General features: G+C 59.6%; 18 protein-coding genes. 13 read left to right on the forward strand and 5 right to left on the reverse strand.

Going from position 1 to position 16,548, the window contains the following annotated elements:
• Nucleotides 1-6 precede the first annotated feature (6 nt).
• From ACF8YQ_RS14400 to ACF8YQ_RS14420, 5 genes are all read left to right on the forward strand, one after another.
• The gene (locus tag ACF8YQ_RS14400; protein WP_396621803.1) at nt 7-1,422 is read left to right on the forward strand and encodes a cbb3-type cytochrome c oxidase subunit I; all 1,416 of its coding nucleotides are present in this window, start codon (nt 7-9) and stop codon (nt 1,420-1,422) included.
• 61 nt (nt 1,423-1,483) lie between these two features.
• Nucleotides 1,484-2,434, forward strand: a complete 951-nt coding sequence (locus ACF8YQ_RS14405) for a 4Fe-4S binding protein (protein WP_224851437.1) — start codon at nt 1,484-1,486, stop codon at nt 2,432-2,434.
• A 14-nt stretch (nt 2,435-2,448) separates the two neighbouring features.
• The gene (locus ACF8YQ_RS14410) at nt 2,449-4,272 is read left to right on the forward strand and encodes a nitric oxide reductase activation protein NorD (RefSeq protein WP_396621804.1); all 1,824 of its coding nucleotides are present in this window, start codon (nt 2,449-2,451) and stop codon (nt 4,270-4,272) included.
• Between the two features lie 11 nt (nt 4,273-4,283).
• On the forward strand, nt 4,284-4,859 hold the full coding sequence (locus ACF8YQ_RS14415) for a cytochrome c oxidase subunit 3 (protein ID WP_396621805.1): 576 nt from the start codon (nt 4,284-4,286) through the stop codon (nt 4,857-4,859).
• Nucleotides 4,860-4,869: 10 nt separating this feature from the next.
• Nucleotides 4,870-5,109 carry a cytochrome C oxidase subunit IV family protein gene (locus tag ACF8YQ_RS14420; protein ID WP_396621806.1) on the forward strand — a complete coding sequence of 80 codons (240 nt, stop codon included), beginning with the start codon at nt 4,870-4,872 and terminating at the stop codon, nt 5,107-5,109.
• A gap of 254 nt (nt 5,110-5,363) precedes the next feature.
• On the opposite strand, the gene ACF8YQ_RS14425 is transcribed toward ACF8YQ_RS14420, so the two are convergent.
• Genes ACF8YQ_RS14425 through ACF8YQ_RS14445 form a run of 5 tightly spaced genes read right to left on the reverse strand, consistent with a single transcriptional unit; the run spans nt 5,364 to nt 8,818 of the window.
• A complete protein-coding gene (locus ACF8YQ_RS14425; RefSeq protein ID WP_396621807.1) occupies nt 5,364-5,738 on the reverse strand; it encodes a hypothetical protein in 375 nt (124 codons plus the stop codon).
• Entirely contained in the window at nt 5,710-6,492 is a 783-nt protein-coding gene (locus ACF8YQ_RS14430) for a CbbQ/NirQ/NorQ/GpvN family protein (protein ID WP_396621808.1), read from the reverse strand. The genes ACF8YQ_RS14425 and ACF8YQ_RS14430 overlap by 29 nt, the downstream gene beginning before the upstream one ends.
• A 13-nt stretch (nt 6,493-6,505) precedes the next feature.
• Entirely contained in the window at nt 6,506-7,231 is a 726-nt protein-coding gene (locus tag ACF8YQ_RS14435) for a hypothetical protein (RefSeq protein WP_224851441.1), read from the reverse strand.
• 1 nt (nt 7,232) lies between these two features.
• Nucleotides 7,233-8,435, reverse strand: a complete 1,203-nt coding sequence (locus ACF8YQ_RS14440; protein ID WP_224851442.1) for a cytochrome D1 domain-containing protein — start codon at nt 8,433-8,435, stop codon at nt 7,233-7,235.
• Between the two features lie 14 nt (nt 8,436-8,449).
• Nucleotides 8,450-8,818, reverse strand: a complete 369-nt coding sequence (locus ACF8YQ_RS14445) for a cytochrome c (RefSeq protein WP_224851443.1) — start codon at nt 8,816-8,818, stop codon at nt 8,450-8,452.
• Between the two features lie 224 nt (nt 8,819-9,042).
• Between ACF8YQ_RS14445 and ACF8YQ_RS14450 the strand changes: the two genes are divergently transcribed.
• The 8 genes from ACF8YQ_RS14450 (at nt 9,043) to ACF8YQ_RS14485 (ending at nt 16,532) form a co-directional block, all read left to right on the forward strand.
• Nucleotides 9,043-10,767 (forward strand): cytochrome D1 domain-containing protein, encoded by a 1,725-nt coding sequence (locus tag ACF8YQ_RS14450; RefSeq protein WP_396621809.1) that lies wholly within the window; start codon nt 9,043-9,045, stop codon nt 10,765-10,767.
• Between the two features lie 29 nt (nt 10,768-10,796).
• Nucleotides 10,797-11,261, forward strand: a complete 465-nt coding sequence (locus ACF8YQ_RS14455) for an AsnC family transcriptional regulator (RefSeq protein WP_396621810.1) — start codon at nt 10,797-10,799, stop codon at nt 11,259-11,261.
• Nucleotides 11,258-11,794 carry an AsnC family protein gene (locus tag ACF8YQ_RS14460; RefSeq protein ID WP_396621811.1) on the forward strand — a complete coding sequence of 179 codons (537 nt, stop codon included), beginning with the start codon at nt 11,258-11,260 and terminating at the stop codon, nt 11,792-11,794. Before ACF8YQ_RS14455 ends, ACF8YQ_RS14460 begins: the two co-directional genes overlap by 4 nt.
• Nucleotides 11,778-12,278, forward strand: coding sequence for an Lrp/AsnC family transcriptional regulator (locus ACF8YQ_RS14465; protein ID WP_023012285.1), 501 nt, complete (start codon nt 11,778-11,780; stop codon nt 12,276-12,278). Before ACF8YQ_RS14460 ends, ACF8YQ_RS14465 begins: the two co-directional genes overlap by 17 nt.
• Complete coding sequence (locus tag ACF8YQ_RS14470; protein WP_153740630.1) at nt 12,253-12,774, forward strand: Lrp/AsnC family transcriptional regulator; 522 nt, start codon at nt 12,253-12,255, stop codon at nt 12,772-12,774. Before ACF8YQ_RS14465 ends, ACF8YQ_RS14470 begins: the two co-directional genes overlap by 26 nt.
• A gap of 133 nt (nt 12,775-12,907) precedes the next feature.
• On the forward strand, nt 12,908-14,107 hold the full coding sequence (gene nirJ, locus ACF8YQ_RS14475) for a heme d1 biosynthesis radical SAM protein NirJ (protein WP_396621812.1): 1,200 nt from the start codon (nt 12,908-12,910) through the stop codon (nt 14,105-14,107).
• An 11-nt stretch (nt 14,108-14,118) separates the two neighbouring features.
• Complete coding sequence (gene cobA / locus ACF8YQ_RS14480; protein ID WP_396621813.1) at nt 14,119-14,979, forward strand: uroporphyrinogen-III C-methyltransferase; 861 nt, start codon at nt 14,119-14,121, stop codon at nt 14,977-14,979.
• A gap of 38 nt (nt 14,980-15,017) precedes the next feature.
• Nucleotides 15,018-16,532: a cytochrome D1 domain-containing protein gene (locus ACF8YQ_RS14485; protein ID WP_396621814.1), complete on the forward strand. Its 1,515-nt coding sequence runs from the start codon at nt 15,018-15,020 to the stop codon at nt 16,530-16,532.
• Nucleotides 16,533-16,548: the final 16 nt, after the last annotated feature.

Here is a 16,548-nt window from a genome sequence, read left to right on the forward strand (position 1 = left end):
GCAGACATGAAATACGAATCTCAAAGGGTAGCAATGCCCTACTTCATCTTTGCCCTGATTCTGTTTGCCGGCCAGATTGTGTTCGGCCTGATTCTGGGTCTCCAATACGTTGTGGGCGATTTCCTGTTTCCGGAAATTCCCTTCAACGTTGCGCGGATGGTTCATACCAACCTGCTGATTGTCTGGCTGCTGTTCGGCTTTATGGGCGCAACCTACTACATGGTTCCGGAAGAAGCTCAAACTGAATTGCACAGCCCGCTGCTGGCGTGGATTCTGTTCTGGGTGTTCGCTGTAGCCGGCACCCTGACCATTCTGGGCTACCTGTTCGTAGACTACGCCACCCTGGCGGAGGTCACCATGAACAAGCTGCTGCCCACCATGGGGCGGGAGTTCCTGGAACAACCGACGATAACCAAGATTGGTATCGCCGTGGTTGTGGTAGCGTTCCTGTTCAACATTGCCATGACTGCCCTGAAAGGTCGCAAGACCGTGGTCAACATCGTACTGATCACCGGTCTGGTAGGCCTGGCCGTATTGTGGCTGTTCTCCTTCTACAACCCCGGTAACCTCGCCACCGACAAGTACTTCTGGTGGTTTGTGGTTCACCTGTGGGTAGAAGGCGTGTGGGAACTGATCATGGGCGCTATCCTGGCCTATGTGCTGATCAAGCTCACCGGTGTGGACCGCGAAGTGATCGAGAAGTGGCTGTACGTGATCATTGCCATGGCACTGATCTCCGGCATCATCGGCACCGGGCACCACTTCTTCTGGATCGGGCCGCCTGAGTACTGGCTGTGGCTGGGCTCTGTGTTCTCTGCCATCGAGCCTCTGCCGTTTTTCATGATGGTGGTGTTTGCCTTCAACATGATCAACCGTCGCCGCCGTAACCACCCCAACAAGGCCGCGATGCTGTGGGCCATGGGTACAACCGTCATGGCATTCCTGGGCGCTGGCGTGTGGGGCTTCCTGCACACCCTGGCTCCGGTGAACTGGTACACCCATGGTAGCCAGATTACCGCAGCCCACGGCCATATGGCCTTCTATGGCGCCTACGTAATGATTGTACTGACCATTATTTCCTACGCCATGCCGATCATGCGCGGTCGCCCCTACGGCAACAGCAATACCGCTCAGATTGTGGAAATGTGGGGCTTCTGGCTGATGACCATCTCCATGGTGTTCATCACCCTGTTCCTGACCGGTGCCGGCGTCCTGCAGGTTTGGCTGCAGCGTATTCCGGAAAGCGGTGAAGCGCTGTCCTTCATGGCAGGCCAGGATCAGATCGCCCTGTTCTACTGGATGCGATTTGTCGCCGGTGCCTTCTTCATGGCCGGTCTGGTGGTGTACTTCGGTAGCTTCTTCATCAAGGGCGAAGCCAGCCCGGCTGAGGAAGTCCGTGGTCCTGCCACGGCAGACGCCTGATAAAGTCTGATCGCCGGGGCCTTCGGGCCCCGGCACATTCCCGAACCCCTGGACAACCTCTGTGCATGCGCAAACCGTCAACCCGAAAGACACCCTCCAGCAGAAGCGCCTGATTACCCGCAGCGCCTTCTTCCTGCTGTTCCTGCTTGCGCCTGTTCTCAATATTTTCCGTTACGACCTGACCGAAACCCGCTTCATCCTGCTGGGCTTCCCCCTGTCGTTTAACCTGAACCTGGACTGGGTTGCCCAAAGCACCCCGGCCGAAGTAGCGGGCCAGATCCTGTTCTGGTTCATTCTGCCCATCCTGGTGCTGGTGCCGCTGGTACTCTGGATTGCCTTCAAATGGGGCCGCCTGTATTGCGGCTGGCTGTGCCCGCACTTCTCCGTTGTAGAAACCATCAACGACCTGATGACCCGCGTTACCGGTCGCCCTACCCTGTGGGAAGCGCTGAAAAAAGGCAGCACCGGCAAGGCCATCCACTGGGCCGGCCTGACCCTGATCTGCGCACTGATCGGTTTTTCCTGGGCACTGGCGCTGCTGTCTTACCTGCTGCCGCCTGTCCCTCTGTATACCGACCTGATCACCGGCCAGCTCAGCCTGTACCCGGGCATTTTCCTGGCGGTAGCCACCGCTGTGTTTACCTTCGATTTTCTATTCGCCCGGCACCTGTTCTGCAAATACGGCTGCGCCGTAGGCCTGGTACAGAGTATCGCCTGGATGACCAACGGCAAGGGCCGGGTAGTGACCTTCGACACCAAGCGGGCCGCCGCCTGCCGGGATTGCACCAAAGCCTGCGACGAAGCCTGCCCCATGCGCCTGCCCACCCGCAGCCACAAGCGGGCAAAATTCAGCTGTACCCAGTGCCTGCAGTGCGTCAGCGCCTGCCGCGAGGTGCAGAAAGACAACCCTGAAGGCTCCCTGCTGACCTGGGAGCCCGGCGCACCTGGCAAGCAGACGGTGCTGATTCCCGTGCGCCAGGTGGAATCTACCCCGCGCCAGACACGGGCCTGATACGAGGACACGAAATGGAAGAGTGGGTCGGACTTAAATGGCACGACTACGTAACCCGCCAGGCCATGGGCGAGTTCCCCGAGTACGCCGTGCACCTGAAAGACGAAGCCCGCACGCTGGGCGTGCTGTTCCGGGCCATGGGCGGCGATCCCGCCCTGAGCCTGGTGACGGCTGAACCCCGGCATTTCCAGATTCGCCGGAAGTTCCTGCAGAAGCTGGCCGGAACACACCGCAAGTTCGAACTGGCCTGGCGGGACGAAGAAAGCCTGCGCCTGCCAGACCGCCTGGCGCTGTTTCCCTCTCGCAAGGTGAACCGGGAGCTGTACCTGTGGCTTGCCGCCCTGGCCTCTCTGGGCGAGATTAACCACCACAGCTGGCTCAAAGGTAATCAGGCCATGGTGCAGCAGCTACTTGAGCGCTGGCCCGGCCTTGAGCCCATGTACCAGCGCCTGGTCAAACACACGCTGCGGTGGCGGCCTGCGCCGGAGAGCCTGCCAGGCACCGAAGGCAAGCGTGAAGCCGCCATTCGCCAGGCCCTGATTCACCCGGGCAGCGTAGACGATCTGCCGGACGCCCTGACCGATCCCTGGCCGGTGGTACTCTGGCTCTACCCGGTGCTGGGCCGGGGCAAACTCAAAGGTCAGATCATTGGCGACGACAACACCATGTCGAAATCCGGCGGCCTGGCCAAAAAACGGAAACGCCGCCGCGCCGAGCGGGTGGATGCCTTCGACAAAGATCAGGGGCTGATGCTATTCCGGCTGGAAAGCCTGTTTTCATGGTCTGAGTTCATTCCCATCGACCGCGCCGGCGACGACAGCGAAGAGGAAGACGCCGACGCCGTGGCCGACGACATGGATATGATCTCCGTGTCCCAGGACCGCCGCGAAGCGTCTTCCGCCATCAAATTTGACCTGGACCTGCCCTCGGAAGAAAACGACGATCTGCACCTGGGGCCGGGCATTCACCTGCCGGAATGGGACTGGCGCCGGCAGGACTACCGGGAAAAATTCTGCTGCCTGCAACCCCTTCTGAGCAAAGACGCCGTGCCCTCGCCCTTGCCCGAGCACCTGAACCGTTCTGCCCAGACCCTGCGCCGCCAGTTCAGCGCCCTGAAGCCCCTGCGCCAGTGGGAGCGCCGGCAGATGGAAGGCGAAGAGCTGGACCTTGACGCCTGCCTGGAGCGCATGGTGCAGCACAAACGCGGCATCGGCGAGGTAGACCAGAAACTCTTCCGCCAGTGCAAACAGAACCAGCGGGACCTGGCGTGCCTGGTACTGACAGACATTTCCCTGTCTACCGACACCTACATCAACAACCACCAGCGGGTGATCGACATCGCCCGGGACGGCCTGCAACTGCTGAGCGAAGCACTCACTGCCAGCCGTGATCCGTTTGCGCTGTTTGCCTTCTCGTCACGGCGTCGGGACCACATCCGCTTCCACCATATCAAGAGCTTTGAAGAGCAATACAACGACACAACAAGAGGCCGGATACAGGCCCTGGAACCGGGCTACTATACCCGCATGGGCGCGGCCATCCGACAGTCCATCAAACTGCTGCAGGCCCGGCCGGAACACCAGAAAATCCTGCTGTTGGTGACCGATGGCAAACCCAACGACCTGGACCTGTACGAAGGCCGCTACGGCGTGGAAGACACCCGTATGGCTGTGCAGGAAGCCCACAAGGCGGGGCTGACCCCGTTCTGCGTGACCATCGACGAAGAAGCCAACGAATACCTGCCCTACGTATTCGGCAGCACCAACTTTGTGGTCATCAAAGACCCGACCCAGCTGCCCGGCCAGCTACCCAAGCTGTACATGAACCTGACCCGTTAACGGAGTAAGTAATGGCTGACATTCAAGCCGCCCGCGGGCGGCACCTGCCCGGCGACATCGCCGTATGGCTTTTCATCTTCGCGGAACTGGCGGTGTTCGGCATTTTGTTTATTGGCTATGGCGTAGCCCGAAGCGTGGACCCGGCCACCTTCTCCGCCGGCAAGGACGCCCTGCACCCCTGGACCGGACTGATCAACACCGTTGGCCTGATCACCGCCAGCTACCTGGTCGCCCTGTCCGTTCATCGCCTGCGGGACCGAAAAGCCGGCACAACTGCCCTGCTCTGGGCCGCCATCGCGGCGTCGTCCATTTACACCTTCGGCAAGCTCTGGGAATACGCCGACCTGTACGCCAACGGCTACAACCTGGGCACCGACACCTTCTTCATGTTCTATTTCTTCCTCACCTTCTTCCACTTCATGCACGTGGTACTGGGCCAGATCATCCTGGTGGTGCTGGCGGTGAAGGTTAAGAAAGGTGACTACAACGGCGACGACATGAACGGCATGGAATCCGGCGCCTCTTACTGGCACATGGTCGACCTGGTGTGGCTGGTGCTGTTCCCGATGCTCTACGTTCTGGCCTGAGGAGGTTGATATGTTAGCGGTTTATGTGGCCTTGATGATCTGCACCATGGCTCCTGTTGTGGCCATGCAGGCTGGCGCCGATATGTCTGTATTGGTCTGGCTGGTATTCGCTTTAGTGATCGTAAAAGCGGTTCTACTCGTCGACCATTTCATGGAAATGAAACATGCCCCCTGGGGCTGGCGCATGGCAGCCCAGGGCTGGGCTGTCGTGGTGGTATCAGTTCTGGCCGGAATCCACCTGGCCGGCTGACACCCGAGCCGGGCGCAACGGTAGTCTTCCGGGCTGGAGCTTGCACCATGGCGGGGGTAGGCCTTCCAAAAACCGCTCCTGCGGCCCCCCTCCGGGGTCCGGCCCGCAATCACAGATTGCGGTCGCTCAGCTGTCGCATGAAGCTTCGCTTCATAAGCGCTCGGCTGAGCCCATGTGGCGCTTCTGCTCCGCCATCCATGGCTCCGCACATTTTTGGAAGGCCTACCCCCGCCACGGCGCCCTGACTCTGGTGGTTACAGCAACTTCTTCGGGAATGTCGGCGGCTTGTTGCCGATTGCCTGAGCCAGGGAAATCATGCCCCAAAGCACAAACGATGTGTGCAGTACGACGGCCCAGACGATTGCGTAGGTCCAAAACAACCCGGTGTTGCCGTAGATGAGCCAGCAAACGGCAACGCCGCCGCTGATCAGCACAGCGCCTAGTATCGACATATAGACTGCCGCCTTGCTGTGGGCCCGCCGCAAAGCGTGGGCATCGCCGGATTTCATGGCAATCGCCAGCAAACCGATGAAGCCGATAACCGGCAACGCCAGCAGGTTCAGCAAGTACCAGATAACCGGGGCAATCGCCCCGGGAGATTCAGTCTTCGGACTGCCCGAATACGGCATACACCACCTCCATCAGTGCATTCACAGTCACCGCATCATCCGATAGCGGCTCGATCATCCCGGCCCGGCAGGCTTCGATGTGGGGCATACCGGAAGCGACCAGGTATGCAGTATGAATCAGAAGGCGCGTCGACGCTGCTTCCTCCAGATCGTGATCTTTCAGCTTGCGCAACGAGGTTGCCAGCCCCACCAGCTGCTTCGCAAGGTCGGCATCGCAACCGGACTCTTCCTGGACGATGGTCTGCTCCACATCCGGCGTCGGGTAATCGAAGCTCATGGAGACAAACCGCTGCCGGGTACTGGGCTTCATGCCTTTCAGCAAGCTCTGGTAACCCGGGTTGTAAGACACCACCAGCATAAAGCCCGGAGCGGCTTTCAGCAGTTCGCCGGTGCGTTCGATGGGCAGTTCCCGGCGGTCGTCCGCCAGCGGGTGCAGTACCACGGTGGTGTCTTTTCGTGCTTCCACTACTTCATCAAGGTAGCAGATTCCGCCTTCCCGTACCGCCCGGGTCAGGGGGCCGTCTTGCCAGTAGGTGCCGTCGGGGCCGATCAGGTGGCGGCCAACCAGGTCAGAGGCGGTAAGGTCATCGTGGCAGGCCACGGTGTAGACCGGGCGACCGAGTTTTTCCGCCATGTAGCGGACAAAGCGGGTTTTACCACAGCCGGTGGGGCCTTTGATCAGTACCGGCAGGCCGTTGTCGGCAGCGGCGGTGAACAGCTCCACTTCGTTACCGGCGGGTTGGTAGAAGGTCATATACAGGTTCCTTTTATTGCAGGGAATCGGGTGAGGCAAAGCCGTACACCCATTCCGGGAAAAGATTGAATATCTGGAGATCGTCGCTGCGTTTCAGTTCAAGCAGTGCTTTCAGGCACGGCTGCAATCCGGGGTTCGTGGTGTCGGTGCCGGCATACCAGCCAGCACCTGAAACGGGTTCTCCCTGCCAGGTAATGGCCAGGCCCTGGGACTCCAGGAACGGCGTGACCAACCCGAGTTCCGAGACCGCAGCATGGGTGTTGTTGTGCAGCAACAATCCCAGGGCAGAGCTGAAATCACCGGCCTCGTAACGCTGGCCCCGTTTCGGCGTTACGCCCTCGGCAGCCAGGGCCTTCAGTGCAAGCCGCCCGGAGAGCGGGTCGGTTCCTGCTAGCAGGGATACGTCCCGCCCTTCCAGCTCCCCCAGTGTTCTCACACCGGCGGTTTTCCGGGTTACCCAGACCGGAACCGGATCCTTGCCATCGGCGTTGACGGCCCGGAGCCTGAGCCTGTCTGCCAGGCCATCCTGCCGGTACACCAGGTCACCGTCACCGGCTTGATTGAACACCAGTTCTGCCGTGCAGTTCTGTGTGTCGAGATAACGCTGCAGCCGGTAACTGGCGACGGTGACAGACCTGGCTTCAGTGTGTACTTCAAGCCGCACCGGTCCGGAAAACTGGCCGGCGCTGACGGCACTGGTGCAAAGCACGAACAGCCAACCGCCGGCGGTAACCCTCACCTCACAAGCCCAGCTGGTGCGCCCGGTTGGTGAAGAAGATGCCAGACGGCTTTTGCGCCTGCAGGGTAGCAACTTCTTCCAGGGTGCGGGTGTTGTAGATGGTCACCCGGTCACTGTCCCGGGAAGATACCCACACTTCCTCACCGCGCGGGGTGAATTCCATGTGCAACACAGACTTGCCGGGCTCCAGGGTACGGATGATTTCCCGGGTGCGGGAATCAATCACCTGAACCACGTCGTTTTTCGGGTGCGCAAAGCTGACCCAGATCTGGCGGTTGTCCGGGCTGGCCATGACAAACACCGGCTGGCCCTGTACCGGAATGCGCTGCACCATGCCCCAGTCTTCCATATCGGCGACCAATACCTCGTGGCGACCGACCGCCGGCACAAAGGCGTAGCCGTCGGCGATGGCCCAGCCTTCCAGGTGCGGCATCTTGTAGACCGGCAAGCGCTGCTCGCCCTTGCCGTAATCCGGCAGAATGGTCTGTGCGCCCTGCTCCGGCTCCCACAGATCCATCATCGACAAGCCGTCTTCCCCGAACAGGCCGGCAATATAGAAGCGGCCGTCGGGTGTGATCAGGGCATCGTAGGGTTCTTTCCCGGCCTCATGGCGGGTCACACCTGGCGGATTGCTGTGCATATCCACGGTCCATATTTCACCGGCCTCGAACAGGCTGAAAACAAACTGGTTGCCCGGGGCGTCTACCAGGCCCACAGTCTTGGACTGATCCTGCTCGCCCTGGGCATTGGTGTAGAACGCGGGAATTTCCACCACGGTATCCAGGGTTTCACTGTCGAAAATATTTACCCCGCCGGGTTCGTAGTTGGACACCGCCACATAACGGCCATCCTGGGAGATGGCTCCGCCAATGCTGTTGCCGGACTGAATAACGCGATCGGTCACCGTACGAGTGAGCAGGTCAACCTTGGTGAGCCCACCGTCACGGCCAAACACGTAGCCGTAGCGGGCATCCCGCGAGTACACCACGGAGGCGTGGGACAAATCGCCCAGACCTTCTACCCGGCCCAGGATTTCATGTTCGGAGTGGTCAACCACCAATACCGAGCCGGTGGCCCGTTCGATGATCAGGCCCAGGTCACCCGTGCCGCGCAGTTCAACCGGCTCCGGCGTAGACAAGCTCTGGCAGCCGGCCGTCAGGGTAGCGGCGATGGTCAGTGCAATCGGTGCAAACAGACGTTTCATCGTGGGTCCTTCAGTTATCGGCTTCGGGGGGAATCGGATTCGGGAGCAATCAAGGCACCGGATTTGAGCTGCTCGCTGATCCAGGCAATTTGCTGGTCGGTCAGCAAGGCTTTCCAGGGCGGCATGGCTGTGCCCGGCACGCCTTCCCGGATGATGGCGGAAATCGCAGCTTCCGGCAGGGCTTCAATGTCTGCTGGCCGCAGGGGTGGTCCCAGCCCGCCTTTGAGTTTCAGGCCGTGGCAGGAGCCACAATCCTGGGTGACGAAGTTCTTCAGCTCGGCCTCGCTTTCGGGCGCGCCGGCCTGGGCCTGAACGGAGGTGATCGCCAGCGCCATCGCCAGTACCAATGAGTGCCAGGAGCAGGCCTGACCGGTCGTTTTCATTGCGGGTCTCCGGGAAGCTTCAGCACATGCTGCAATTCCAGTATTTCCATGGCATTGATATTGATTAAATTCTCCTGCGGTATCCAGTGATCTTTGGTTATACGCCATCTACCCATGGGGAGGTACTCTCTTGATTACCTGTATTTATCTGACATAAATCAATGTCTGAGAAGCCCAACAAGAGAACCCTAGGACGTACTCTTGAATCCTAAGGAGAGAACCCGATGAGAGTGACCAAAATGATTATGAAACCACTGGCTCTGGCCGTGGCTGTTACGTCGCTCGGCGTAATGTCTGCCCACGCTGCCGAGAAGCACGTGGACGGCACCTCCCTCGCTTATGAGGGAACTGCTAGTGCGGTTGATGCCGAATCTGCAAAGGTTGTTCGCAGCCCTGGCGCACCGGATCTGACCGATGCCGAATTCGAAAAAGCCAAGGAAATCTACTTCCAGCGCTGCGCCGGTTGTCACGGTGTACTGCGTAAAGGCGCCACCGGTAAGCCGCTGACCCCGGATATTACCCAGGAGCGCGGCATCGACTACCTGAAGGCCTTTATCAGCTACGGCTCTCCGGGAGGCATGCCGAACTGGCTGACTTCCGGTGACTTCGATGAAGAAACCGTAGAACTGATGGCCAAGTACGTTATGCACGAGCCGCCACAGCCTCCCGAGTTCGGCCTGGCCGACATGAAGAAAACCTGGGAAGTGATCGTGCCACCGGAAGATCGCCCCAAGAAGCAGATGAACGATCTGGACCTGGAGAACATCTTCAGTGTCACCCTGCGTGACGCCGGCCAGATTGCCCTGATTGACGGCGACTCCAAGGAAGTTGTGAAGATCATCGAAACCGGCTACGCGGTGCACATCTCCCGGATGTCTGCCTCTGGCCGTTACGTGATGGTGATCGGCCGTGACGCCCTGATCAACATGATCGACCTGTGGATGGAAGAGCCACAAACCGTAGCCAAGATCAAGGTCGGCATGGAAGCGCGTTCTGTTGAAACCTCCAAGTTCAAAGGCTGGGAAGACAAGTACGCCATCGCCGGCACCTACTGGCCGCCACAGTTCGTGATCATGGACGGTGACACCCTGGAGCCGAAGAAAATCATCGGTACCCGTGGCATGACCGTCGGCGACCAGGAATACCATCCTGAGCCGCGTGTTGCTGCCATTGTTGCTTCCCATGCGCATCCGGAGTTCATCATCAACGTCAAGGAAACCGGCAAGATCATGCTGGCGAATTACGAAGATCTGGACAACATGAATATCAGCTACATCGACGCCGCTAAATACCTGCATGATGGTGGCTGGGATTCCAGCATGCGTTACTTCATGTCTGCGGCCAACAACTCCAACCAGATTGCGGTTGTAGATGCCCAGGATCGTAACCTGGAAGCACTGGTTGATGTAGGCAAGATCCCCCACCCGGGTCGCGGCGCCAACTTCGTAGACCCCGAGCATGGTCCGGTCTGGGCAACCTCTCACCTGGGCGATCAAACCATCCAGATGATCGGTACCGACCCGGAAGGTCATCCGGACAAAGCCTGGAAAGTGGTTCGCACCGTGGATGGCCAGGGTGGCGGCTCACTGTTCGTGAAGACCCATCCGAAGTCCAAGAACCTGTGGGTAGACACCGCCCTGAACCCGGCTGAAGCCGTAAGCCAGAGCGTTGCCGTATTCGACATCAACAACTTCGATGCCGGCTACGAAGTGCTGCCGATTGCCGAGTGGGCCGAGCTGGGCGAAGGTCCCAAGCGTGTGGTTCAGCCGGAATACAACAAGGCGGGCGATGAAGTGTGGTTCTCTGTCTGGAACACCCAGGACAAGAAATCCGCCATCGTTGTAGTCGACGACAAGACACGCAAGCTGAAGAAGGTGATCAAGGGCGACTACATGGTCACCCCGACCGGTAAGTTCAACACTTACAACACCCAGCACGACGTGTACTGATCCCGGCCCCGGCCCGGAGGAGCAACCTGATGAGACTGGATGCGGCAGACAGACAACTGATCGACAGTTACCAGCGTAACCTGCCGGTCTGCGAACGCCCCTACGAGGAAATGGCCCGGACACTGGGCCTGACCGAGGAAGAGGTTATCCAGAGACTGTCTGCCCTGCAGGAACAGCAGGTGCTCAGCCGGGTCGGCCCGGTGTTTGAACACAGTCAGGCGGGCGCCAGCCTGCTGGCTGCCGTGGCCGCGCCAGAAGAACAAATAGATCTGGTGGCGGCCCGGATCAACCGTGCCCCGGGCGTGAATCATAACTACGCCCGGGAGCACACCTACAACCTCTGGTTCGTGATGACCGCTCCGGATGAAGACACTCTGGAGGAACGGCTGGACGAGCTGGAACACCAGTTGAAGCTGCCGATGCTGAGACTGCCAATGGTCGAGGGTTACCATATCGACCTGGGCTTTGACATCGACTGGGAGGCATTACCATGAACCTGCCTGCCACCGGCCCGAACTACAGTTATCTGTTTGATACCGAATCCATGAGTGCCTGGGGCCTGCTGAGGTTGCGCGAGCAGCTGGAAAACGGCCTGCCCCTGACACCTCGCCCATATCAGACCCTTGCCGAGCGCACCGGGCTGTCCGAACAACAGGTTATGAACGCTGTCAGCCAGTGGCAACAGCAGGGGCTGATCAAACGCCTGGGGCTGGTGGTCAAGCACCGCACCCTGGGCTATCGCGCCAACGCTATGGTGGTCTGGAACGTGCCGGACGACCGGGTTTCAACACTGGGCGAGGCCATGGCAGCCGTCGCCTGTGTCACCCTCTGTTATCAGCGCCCAAGGCGCCTGCCAGACTGGCCCTACAACCTGTTCTGCATGATTCACGGCGTCAGTCGCGAACGGGTTCTGAACCAGCTTGCGAGCCTGATTGAGCAACACGAGCTGAACGATGTGGACCATGCCATCCTGTTCAGCAACAAAGCCTACCTGCAGCGCGGAGGCCGTTATGTCAGCAATTGCTGAGCGTTCAAAGTCATCGGACGACAAGCCGACGCTACCCGAATTCACGCCCCTGGAACGCGCCATCATCAATCGCCTGCAGTACGGCCTGCCGCTCACGCCGGCACCCTACAAAGACGTGGCCGATGAACTGGGCGTATCAGAAGTCACGCTGTTGCAGCACCTGAAGGCCTTGCTGGACAACGGCACGCTGACCCGCTTTGGGCCCATGTTCCATGCCGGGGAAATGGGCGGCGGCCTGACGCTCGCAGCCATGCGGATTCCGGAAGCGGATTTCAGCAGGGTGACCGAGCAGGTGAACAGCTTTCCCGAGGTGGCCCACAACTACCGCCGCGAGCATGAACTGAACATGTGGTTTGTTCTGGCCACAGAAACCCCGGAAGGCATTATCGAAACCATCCAGCGCATTGAGTCTCTCACTGGCTACCCGGTTTACAACATGCCCAAGGAGCAGGAGTTCCATGTCCACCTTCACTTCGAAGTCTGACTCTGTGCTGAGTGCGCGAGACCGCGAACTCATTGTCGCCACCCAGTCCGGACTGCCCCTGGTTTCCGACCCCTGGGCCGAATTGGGCAAACAACTGGATATGCCCGCCGATGAAGTGCTGACACGTTTTCAGAGGATGCAGGCGACCGGTGTTATCCGCCGGGTAGCGGCGGTACCCGACCATTACCGTCTGGGGTTTCGCTTCAACGGCATGACCGTTTGGGATGTCAGCGACGATGCGATTGCCGAACTGGGCGAGAAAATCGGCTGCCTGCCCTTTGTCAGCCACTGCTACCGGCGCCCCCGGCACTTGCCCTACTGGAGCTACAACCTTTTTGCCATGGTGCATGGGGTCAGCCGGGACGAGGTGGAGCACAAGGCAGCACAGATCCGCGAGGTACTCGGCGATGCCTGCACCGGACACACCATCCTGTACAGCTCCGCCATCCTGAAAAAAACCGGATTACGATTGAAAAAACAAACAGATAAGCAGTAGCACGTACCCCCTGAAGTACTCCATCAAAGGTATGGATACCCAGCGCCCGCAGGGGGATAGTTAGAAGGGCAGAGAGCCGGTAAAGGCCCGCCCGGAGAGGCAAGAAAGCCACTCCCGATGAGAGAGAAAAACTATGTTTCGCATGACCCGCTACATCAAAAGCCTGATGAATCCGGCACCGGTACGCCCGGTCCCCAAACCCAGCGGCCCGGTGGTGATCTGGAACCTGATTCGCCGTTGCAACCTCACCTGCAAACACTGCTATTCGATTTCAGCGGACATCGACTTCAAAGGCGAACTCACCACCCAGGAAGTCTACAAGGTAATGGACGACCTCAAAGCCTTCGGCGTGCCGGTACTCATCCTCTCCGGCGGCGAACCGCTGATGCGCCCGGACATCTTTGATATTTCCCACCGGGCCAAAGCCATGGGCTTCTACGTGGGCCTGTCCACCAATGGCACCCTGATTACCGAAGACAACATCAGCAAAATCGCCGAGGTGGGCTACGACTACGTGGGCATCAGTATCGACGGTCTGGAAGCCACCCACGACGAATTCCGCCAGAAAAAAGGCGCCTTCAAAGAGTCCATGCACGCCGTAGCCCTGTGCAAGCAAGCCGGCATCAAAGTGGGCCTGCGCTTCACCCTGACCCAGGATAACTACCCGGAACTACCGGCCATGCTGGAGATGCTGGACGAGCACCAGATCGACAAGTTCTACCTGTCGCACCTGAACTACTCCGGCCGGGGCGGCCGCAACAAGAAGCGCGACGCCTGGTACGACATGACCCGCGACGCCATGAATCTGCTGTTCAACCACTGCCACGACGAACTCAAGCGCGGCATCGAGCGGGAATACGTTACCGGCAACAACGATGCTGACGGCCCCTTCCTGATCGAGTGGGCCAAAGAGCATTACCCGGACCAGGTCAATGCCCTCACCCAGCGTCTGACCAACTGGGGCGGCAACTCCTCCGGCGTAAATATCTCCAATATCGACAACCTCGGCGTGGTGCACCCGGACACCTTCTGGTGGGATCACAACCTTGGCAATGTGCGGGAAACCCCGTTCTCAAAGATCTGGTCGGAAACGACCGATCCGCTGATGCAAGGTTTCCGCCAGCATCCGCGCCCGGTGAAAGGGCGCTGCGCGGACTGCAAATACCTGAATATCTGCAACGGCAATACCCGGGTACGGGCTTACAACGTGTCTGGCGACTTCTGGGAGGAAGATCCGGGCTGCTATCTCACCAACGAGGAAATCGGAGTGGTTGATACCACGCCCCGACGGGTCGCCGCTCCGGTGATCGAAATCCCGGTTCACAATCTTTAAGGAACGACGCCATGACCACAAACCCGCGAAAGAAATGCCTGGTGGAGTTCCAGCTTGCGGAGCAACCGTTGCGCCCGGGCGAAGTTGCCATCGTCGGCGCCGGTCCGGGCGACCCCGGGTTACTCACGCTGCGCGCGCTGATGCTGATTCAGCAGGCCGATGCCATCGTTTATGACCGTCTGGTTTCCCCGCAGATTATGGAACTGGTGAACCCCCGTGCCGAACGGATTCATGTGGGCAAGGCCAGCGGATGCCATTACGTGCCCCAGGAAGAAACCAACGAACTGCTGGTGCATCTGGCCATGAAACAGCGGCGGGTAGTGCGCCTGAAAGGGGGCGACCCGTACATTTTCGGCCGCGGCGGTGAAGAAGCCGAGTTTCTGGTGGACAATGACATCGATTTCCAGGTGGTACCCGGCATTACCTCTGCGGCGGGTTGTGCCTCATACTGCGGCATTCCACTGACCCACCGTGACTATTCCCAGAGCGTGACGTTCGTCACCGGTCACCGCAAGGCCGACCAGACTCTGGAACTGAACTGGCCGGTACTGGCCGCGCCGGGACAAACCCGGGTGTTCTACATGGGCCTGCACAATGCACCGACCATTGTGCGTGAACTGACGGCCCATGGCCTGTCAGAAAACTGCCCGGTGGCTCTGGTGGAACGCGGCACCACGCCACTGCAACACATGACGGTCACCACCCTGAAAGATCTGGTAGACACCATTGATCGGGAAGACTTCCAGCCACCCACCCTGATTATTGTGGGCGAGGTGGTGCAACTGGCGGACAAGCTGGCCCGCCCGGCCCAGGCAGGATGGAACAGCGCCCTGACCGAGTCTGCCGTCACCGCCGGCCAACGGCCCGCCTGAACGCAAAACGCTATCTGACCAACCGGGAGCTGTAGCTGGTGAACCTGAACCAAGCCCGAGCAAACCTGAACAAAATCCTGCTGATTGCCGGTGCCCTGATAACAGGCCCGGCCCTGGCCGAACAGGCTAACAACCACAGCACAGAGACTCTCTACCTGCAGCAATGCGCAGCCTGCCACGGCCCGGACAGGCTGGGCGGCATGGGCCCTGCGCTGCTGCCGGAGAACCTCGGCCGGCTGAAAAAAGCCGAGGCCGAGCAGGTCATCCGGGAGGGACGACCGGCCACTCAGATGGCTGGCTATAAAACCATCCTCAACGACCCGCAGATCGCGGCGCTGACCGACTTCATCTATCAGCCCCCGCGCCATGAGCTGAAATGGGGCGAGGCGGAAATCCGCAGCAGCCGGGAAGTCAGCCACCCCCAGGGCTCACTGCCGGATGAGCCAGTGTTTGAGGCGGACCTGATGAATCTGTTCCTGGTGGTGGAGATTGGTGATCACCATGTCACCCTGCTCGATGGCGACAAGATGGAGCCCATTCACCGGTTTCCCAGCCGCTTTGCCCTGCACGGCGGGCCGAAGTACAGCCCGGACGGTCGTTATGTGTACTTCGGCTCCCGGGATGGCTGGATTACCAAATACGATATCTACAACCTGCAAGTGATGGCCGAAGTTCGCGCCGGCATCAACATGCGCAACATCGCAGTTTCCGCTGACGGCAACTATGTGCTGGCAGCAAACTACCTGCCCCACTCCATGGTATTGTTCGACGCCGCCAATCTGGAGATGCTGGATTTTATCCCCGTTGAAAACGATGCCGGCGACAGCTCTCGAGTAAGCGCCGTCTACGCCGCACCACCCAGAAGCAGCTTTATCGCTGCACTGAAAGACATTCCCGAAGCCTGGGAAATCACCGTCGAAAACCGCGAGGCAAAGGTGCGCCGAATGGCCACCGACACCCTGCTGGACGACTTCTTCTTCGACCCGGGCTACCAGCACCTGATCGGCGCTGCACGGGATGGCAAGCACGGCGTAGTGATCGACCTGGATACCGGCAAAACCACGGCTGAACTGCCGCTGCCCGGCATGCCTCACCTGGGTTCCGGAATTACCTGGGAGTACCAAGGTCGTCGGGTAATGGCTACCCCCCACTTCCGGGCCGGCGCCATCTCCATTATCGACATGGACACCTGGGAAGTGATCAAGACTCTGAAAACCGAAGGTCCCGGGTTTTTCATGCGCAGTCACGAAAATTCCCGTTACGCCTGGGCAGATGTGTTCTTCGGCCCCAACGCCGACAAGGTGCACATTATCGACAAGCAGACCCTGGAGATCGTCAAAACGCTTCAGCCGGAGCCGGGAAAAGTGGCCGCGCACGTGGAATTCGACCGCCATGGCGAGAAACTGCTGCTGAGCATCTGGGATAACGAAGGCGCCATCATCGTCTATGACGCAGACACCCTGGAAGAGGAAAAACGCATTCCGATGAACAAGCCGTCCGGCAAGTACAACGTCTGGAACAAGATCAACTACGAGGAAGGCACCAGCCACTGACCCTTATCGACTGAGT

Origin of the sequence: Marinobacter sp. W-8, from assembly GCF_044342215.1 — a bacterium.
Lineage (GTDB): Bacteria > Pseudomonadota > Gammaproteobacteria > Pseudomonadales > Oleiphilaceae > Marinobacter > Marinobacter nauticus.